This window comes from Streptomyces sp. P5F9 (assembly GCF_057961495.1).
In genome coordinates this window covers 1-6677 of sequence record NZ_JBXVPZ010000501.1, presented here as the reverse complement: position 1 = coordinate 6677, position 6677 = coordinate 1, and the positions used below count along the sequence as shown (strand labels likewise).

Sequence of the window (6677 nt, the reverse complement as noted above, 5' to 3'; positions counted from 1 at the left end):
GCGGGGGCCGGAGCCGGAGCGGCAGCCGCCGGAGCGGGCGCCGGGGCAGCCGCCGGAGCGGCACCCGGGGCGCCGACGACGGCGAGCTTGGCGCCGACCTCGGCGGTCTCGTCCTCGCCGACCAGGATCTCCAGCAGGACGCCGGCGACCGGGGAGGGGATCTCGGTGTCGACCTTGTCGGTCGAGACCTCCAGGAGGGGCTCGTCCTCGGCGACCTCTTCGCCGACCGCCTTCAGCCAGCGGGTGACGGTGCCCTCGGTGACGGACTCGCCGAGCGCGGGCAGGACGACGTCCGTGCCCTCGGCGGAACCGGCGCCGGCGGTCGCCTCGGCGGTGGGAGCGGGGGCCGGAGCCGCCTGCTCGGTGGACGGGACAGCGGCCTGCGGGGCCGGCTCGGGAGCCGCCTCGGGCTCTGCGGCCGGGGCCGGGGCGGCCGCGGGGGCGCCCGTACCGTCGTCGATCACGGCCAGCTCGGCGCCGACCTCGACGGTCTCGTCCTCGGCCACCTTGATGGAGGCCAGCACACCGGCGACGGGCGAGGGGATCTCGGTGTCGACCTTGTCGGTCGACACTTCGAGCAGCGGCTCGTCGGCCTCTACTCGCTCGCCCTCGGCCTTCAGCCAGCGGGTGACAGTGCCCTCGGTGACGCTTTCACCGAGCGCCGGAAGGGTTACGGAAACCGCCATGGTTTCGGTTGCTCCTTACGAATTGCGGAAGTCTGTGTCGTCGTCCGACCGAGGGGGTCAGTCGTGGGAGTGGAGAGGCTTGCCCGCCAGTGCCAGGTGGGCCTCGCCGAGCGCCTCGTTCTGCGTCGGGTGGGCGTGGATGAGCTGCGCGACCTCGGCGGGCAGCGCCTCCCAGTTGTAGATCAGCTGGGCTTCGCCGACCTGCTCGCCCATGCGGTCGCCGACCATGTGGACGCCGACCACGGCACCGTCCTTCACCTGGACGAGCTTGATCTCGCCCGAGGTGTTCAGGATCTTGCTCTTGCCGTTGCCCGCGAGGTTGTACTTCAGAGCGACGACCTTGTCCGCGCCGTAGATCTCCTTGGCCTTGGCCTCGGTGATGCCCACGGAGGCGACCTCGGGGTGGCAGTACGTCACCCGGGGGACACCGTCGTAGTCGATCGGAACGGTCTTCAGACCGGCCAGACGCTCCGCCACCAGGATGCCCTCGGCGAAGCCGACGTGCGCGAGCTGGAGCGTCGGGACGAGGTCACCGACGGCGGAGATGGTCGGGACGTTCGTCCGCATGTACTCGTCGACCAGGACATAGCCGCGGTCCATGGCGACGCCCTGCTCCTCGTAGCCGAGACCGGCGGAGACGGGCCCGCGGCCGACGGCGACGAGCAGGACCTCGGCCTCGAACTCCTTGCCGTCGGCGAGGGTGACCTTGACACCGTTCTCGGTGTACTCGGCCTTCGAGAAGAAGGTGCCCAGGTTGAACTTGATGCCGCGCTTGCGGAACGCGCGCTCAAGAAGCTTGGAGGAGTTCTCGTCCTCAAGAGGAGCGAGGTGCTTGAGGCCCTCGATGATCGTCACGTCGGCGCCGAAGGACTTCCACGCGGAGGCGAACTCCACGCCGATGACACCGCCGCCCAGGATGATCGCGGACTGCGGGACGCGGTCCAGGACGAGGGCGTGGTCCGAGGAGATGATCCGGTTGCCGTCGATCTCCAGGCCCGGCAGCGACTTCGGCACGGAGCCGGTCGCCAGCAGGACGTGGCGGCCCTGGATGCGCTGGCCGTTGACGTCGACGGAGGTGGGGGAGGAGAGCCTGCCCTCACCCTCGATGTAGTGCACCTTGCGGGATGCGATCAGACCCTGGAGTCCCTTGTACAGGCCCGAGATCACGCCGTCCTTGTACTTGTGGACGGCCGGTACGTCGATGCCCTCGAAGGTGGCCTTGACGCCGAACTGCTCGCTCTCGCGGGCCTGGTCGGCGATCTCGCCCGCGTGGAGCAGGGCCTTGGTGGGGATGCATCCTCGGTGCAGGCAGGTGCCGCCGACCTTGTCCTTCTCGATCAGGGCGACGTCCAGACCCAGCTGGGCCCCGCGCAGGGCCGCGGCGTACCCGCCACTACCACCGCCGAGGATCACTAGGTCGAAAACGGTGCTGGCGTCGTTCGCCACGTCACGTCCTCCATGCATGTGCGCCACGCCGGTCAGCGGTGACCGGTCGGCGGCTGGTGTCCGGCCGCTCTTTCTTCGGCCCTGTGGTGGGGGCCCTGTCCTGCCGAGCCCATCTTCGCACTTGTCAGGAGCCAACGAGACGCCGGGCCGGGGTGTGAGACACCACACGCTCACTTGAGAACACCGGATGAGGTGACCCACTTAGGGGCGCGGGGAACTGCGCGACCGGCCACAGCCGGCCCGCAGTCGCCCACGCACCTAAGGCATCGAGCTATGAGGCGCAGAACGTCAGCCCAGATCCCCGGCAGCAGTCAACTCCGCAAGCCGCACCAACGTCCGCACCGCAGACCCCGTACCGCCCTTGGGCGTGTAACCAAAAGGCCCGCCCTCATTGAACGCCGGCCCCGCGATGTCGACATGCGCCCAGGTGATCCCCTCACCCACGAACTCCCGCAGGAACAGCCCGGCGACAAGCCCACCCCCCATCCGCTCACCCATGTTCGCGATGTCGGCGGTGGGCGAGTCCATCCCCTTGCGCAGGTGCTCCGGCAACGGCATCGGCCAGGACGGCTCCCCGACCTCCTCCGCCGCCTCGACAATCGCGGAGCGGAACGCGTCGTCGTTCGCCATCACACCGAACGTCCGGCTCCCGAGAGCCAGAACCATCGCCCCCGTCAGCGTCGCCACGTCCACGATCGCGTCCGGCTTCTCCGCCGACGCCGCCCACAGCGCGTCCGCGAGAACCAGCCGGCCCTCCGCGTCCGTGTTGAGCACCTCGACGGTCTTGCCGCTGTACATCCGCAGCACGTCACCGGGACGCGTCGCGGAGCCGGACGGCATGTTCTCGGCGAGCGCGAGCCAGCCGGTGACGTTGACCGCGAGGCCCAGACGCGCGGCGGCGACGACGGCCGCGAACACGGCGGCCGCACCGCTCATGTCGCACTTCATCGTCTCGTTGTGCCCGGCCGGCTTGAGCGAGATGCCGCCCGAGTCGTACGTGATGCCCTTGCCGACGAACGCGAGGTGCTTGGTGGCGTCGGCGTGCGTGTACGACAGCTTCACCAGGCGCGGACCGGCCGCGGAACCGGCGCCGACGCCGAGGATGCCGCCGTAGCCGCCCTTCTCCAGGGCCTTCTCGTCGAGCACCTCCACCTTGATGCCGTGCTCCTTCGCCGCGGTCTGCGCGACGGCGGCGAAGGCCTCCGGGTCGAGGTCGTTCGGCGGGGTGTTGATCAGGTCGCGGGCGCGGTTGAGCTCCTCGGTGACCGCCAGGGCACGCTCTACGGCCGCCTTGTACTCCTTGTCGCGCGGCTTGCCGCCGAGCAGGGCGACCTCGCCGAGCGGGGCCTTGCCCTTGGCGTCCTTGGCGCTGCCCTTGTACGCGTCGAAGGAGTACGCGCCGAGCAGCGCGCCCTCGGCGATCGCGCCGGCGTCGGCGGCGTCGGCGAGGGGGAGCGCGAAGGCGGCCTTCTTGGCGCCGGTGAGCGCGCGGGCGGCGACGCCGGCGGCCCGGCGCAGCGCCTCGGCGCCGTACTCCTCGCCCTCCTCGGGCTCCGCGCCGAGCCCCACCGCGAGCACGAGCGGGGTCTTGAAGCCGGCCGGTGCGGGCAGCTTCGTGATCTCGCCCTCGGCACCGGAGGCGCCCAGGGTCTCCAGGACGCCGGCGAGCCTGCCGTCGTACGCCTTGTCCACGGCGTCGGCGCCCGGTGCGACGACCGGGCCCTTGCCGCCCTTGCCGACACCGATCACGATCGCGTCGGCCCGCAGGCCGGGCGCCGCGGCGGTGCTGAGAGTGAGAGCAGTCACAGTGGTGAATTCTCGCTTCCGATGTGAAGTTCCTGTGGTCGATCGGGGTGGGTCGACCGGGCCCGACAGCCGACCCTATTTCCGACCTGCGGCGGTGGTGGGCATAGGGGGCTGGTGGAGCGCCCAGGACGAGCGTACGCGCGTGGGTGTGACGGCTCATTCGCGCGGGGGGTCCGCCTCTTCCCGCGAGGGGTTCGCCTACCGGAAGCGGAGTGGCCACTTCTCGATCCCCACCCTGGATGCCCTGCGCCACACTCGTGAGGTTCGTGTGGGCGACATGCTCATCGATTTGCATGATTTCCACGGATCGTACTGGCGGCCGCCGGACTCCTGGTGCTGGGCCTGGAGGCACCCGGCGCATCGGCCGCCGGCGAGCCGCGCATCGATCTCGGGCCGTCGCCGCCCAGCTGAAGAGCGAGGGCATTCCGTACACGACCGTGAACCTGAACGACCCGGGCCGCCCCACGGTCGACGGCACGCCCCGCGCGAAGTACCAGGGCGTCGTCCTGCCCAACGAGGCGCCGTTCGGGACGAGTTCGGCGGAACAGACCGCGCTGGACGCCTACGAGACGACGTACGGCATCCCGCAGGTCGACGCCCTGGTACCGGGCGCGGCAGCCGGGTCGGCGAGTACGCCCACGACGGGCGCCGTGAACTGGTGCTGACCTTCGCGTAAAACCAATACCAGGAGCAGTTCCGGGTGTTGGCGCGCAACTATTTCTCCGTGCATGTCGACGACGTCTTCGCACCCGACGACCGCTGGGACACCGAACTCAACTGCACGCCCGGCGACTACGACTGCGCGTCGGGCGAGGGGGCGACGGCCACGCCGATCCGGATGACCTCGGCCGACGCGGTGTACGCGGCCCAGTGGGAGCAGGACCACGGTTTCACCTTCGACCTGGCCTTCAACGCGGGCCTGGGCGAGGACTGGAAGAGCCGGCCCACACTGGATCGCCCTGTACGTGTACGGCACGGCGGCGGCGGTCCAAGCGGCCCTGATCTGCGCCCTGTTGGGCAGGGTAACGGCACACCGATGAGCCAACTCCTGGCCCCGTACTACGAACACCCGACCGTCCGCCCCGCAGAGTGGGCCGCGATCGTGGCGGCGGCCCTCCGCCTCTACGCCGTGGTCCTCAACCCGGCCAGCGGCCCCGGCGAAACCCCGGACCCGGCCTTCGCCGAGGTGGCGGCCCAACTCCGCGCGGCGGAGGTGCGGTTGCTCGCCTACACGGACACGGACTACGGCCGCCGCCCCTGCACAGACGTAGTGGAGGACCTGACCCGCTACCGCGACTGGTACGGCACGGACGGCGCATTCCTGGACCAAGTGGCCGCAGATCAGCGGGAGTTCAGGCACTACCAGCGCATCGCCACGGCCGCCTGGGGCACAGGCTGCGCCACACTCGTCCTGAACCACGGCACGACCCCGCACCCGTCGTACGCCCGCATAGCCGACGTCCTGGTGACCTTCGAGGGTCCCTGGACGACGTACCGCCAACTACCGCCCCAATCCTGGCGAGGCACAACGGGAACCCGCTTCGGCCACCTCGTCTACGGCGTCCCGGCCGACGCCGACTTCGAAGCGGAGGCCCGAGCCCGAGGGGCCTCGGTGCACTGCGCGGCACCGGGCGTGGGAGATCATCCGTGGGGTACTTTGCCCCACACCCTGGAGCCCGTTCAGTGAGACGCCCCGCCCTGCTACTAGCCCTGCTCCTCCTGCTCCTCGCGGGCTGCACCACCACCTCCGACGACAAGCCGACCCCCACGCAGACCACCGGGAAGCGCTGGCAGCCCCGCCCGGGCGTGGCCTGGCAGTGGCAGCTCAGCGGGCGCCTGGACACCTCCGTCGACGTCCCGGTCTACGACATCGACGGCTTCGACCACTCCAAGGCGACGGTGACCGCACTGCACGACAAGGGCCGCAAGGTCATCTGCTACATCTCGACCGGCGCCTGGGAGGACTTCCGCCCCGACGCCAAGAAGTTCCCCAAGTCGGTCCTGGGCAAGGGCAACGGCTGGAAGGGCGAACGCTGGCTCGACATCCGCGACTCGGACGTCCTCGAACCCTTGATGGCGACCCGCCTGGACATGTGCCGGGACAAGGGCTTCGACGCGGTCGAGCCCGACAACATGGACGGCTACCAGAACGACACCGGCTTCCCCCTCAAGGCAGCCGACCAACTCCGCTACAACCGCCTCATCGCGAAACTCGCCCACGACCGAGGCATGGCAGTGGGCCTGAAGAACGACCTGGCCCAAATCCCCGCCCTGGTAAGCGACTTCGACTTCGCGGTCAACGAACAGTGCGCCCAGTACGACGAGTGCGACACCCTGACCCCCTTCATCAAGGCGAACAAGGCCGTCTTCCACGTCGAGTACGATCTCCCGACAGCCCGCTTCTGCCCCAACTCCCGCCACCTGAAGCTGAGTTCACTGGAGAAGAAGTACGAGTTGGGTGCGTGGCGCAAGGCCTGCTGAACACGCCTGAGGGCAACTAACCCAAGAGGCGCGGGGAACTGCGCGACCAGCCACGACGAACCCGCACTCAGCCATTCAGCGAAAGCACCACGAGCGCAGTCGTAGCAGCAGCCTCCGCAAGCCCTCCGAACACGTCCCCCGTGACCCCGCCAAACCGACGCATACAGCGCCGCAGAAGAAGCTCAGCGACGACCAGGGCCACGACAAACGCGGGGCCGATCCCGTACGTCCCGAGGCCCAACCCGCACGCCTCACCCA

General features: G+C 69.8%; 6 protein-coding genes and 1 pseudogene. 3 read left to right on the top strand and 4 right to left on the bottom strand.

Features of this window, described 5'->3' with window-relative positions; all coding sequences use genetic code 11:
- The 3 genes from AC31A1_RS43755 to AC31A1_RS43745 form a co-directional block, all read right to left on the bottom strand.
- Window positions 1–686: biotin/lipoyl-containing protein (locus tag AC31A1_RS43755; protein WP_489658648.1), on the bottom strand; the 686-nt coding region annotated here is incomplete at its 3' end.
- 57 nt (window positions 687–743) lie between these two features.
- On the bottom strand, window positions 744–2132 hold the full coding sequence (lpdA, locus tag AC31A1_RS43750; protein ID WP_489658647.1) for a dihydrolipoyl dehydrogenase: 1389 nt from the start codon (window positions 2130–2132) through the stop codon (window positions 744–746).
- A gap of 288 nt (window positions 2133–2420) precedes the next feature.
- On the bottom strand, window positions 2421–3938 hold the full coding sequence (locus AC31A1_RS43745) for a leucyl aminopeptidase (RefSeq protein ID WP_489658646.1): 1518 nt from the start codon (window positions 3936–3938) through the stop codon (window positions 2421–2423).
- A gap of 312 nt (window positions 3939–4250) precedes the next feature.
- Between AC31A1_RS43745 and AC31A1_RS43740 the strand changes: the two are divergent.
- The 3 genes and pseudogenes from AC31A1_RS43740 to AC31A1_RS43730 form a co-directional block, all read left to right on the top strand.
- Window positions 4251–4878: pseudogene (locus tag AC31A1_RS43740) on the top strand (hypothetical protein); the annotation flags it as partial.
- A gap of 96 nt (window positions 4879–4974) precedes the next feature.
- A complete protein-coding gene (locus AC31A1_RS43735) occupies window positions 4975–5625 on the top strand; it encodes a spherulation-specific family 4 protein (protein ID WP_489658649.1) in 651 nt (216 codons plus the stop codon).
- Complete coding sequence (locus AC31A1_RS43730; RefSeq protein WP_489658645.1) at window positions 5622–6419, top strand: endo alpha-1,4 polygalactosaminidase; 798 nt, start codon at window positions 5622–5624, stop codon at window positions 6417–6419. Before AC31A1_RS43735 ends, AC31A1_RS43730 begins: the two co-directional genes overlap by 4 nt.
- Before the next feature lie 67 nt (window positions 6420–6486).
- Here AC31A1_RS43730 and AC31A1_RS43725 read toward each other — a convergent pair.
- The coding region (locus tag AC31A1_RS43725; protein WP_489658644.1) for an adenosylcobinamide-GDP ribazoletransferase at window positions 6487–6677 on the bottom strand (191 nt) is incomplete at its 5' end.

Excerpts from the sequence above, each read along its gene's own strand:
- AC31A1_RS43735 (WP_489658649.1), top strand. The coding sequence starts at position 4,975 with ATGAGCCAACTCCTGGCCCCGTACTACGAACACCCGACCGTCCGCCCC.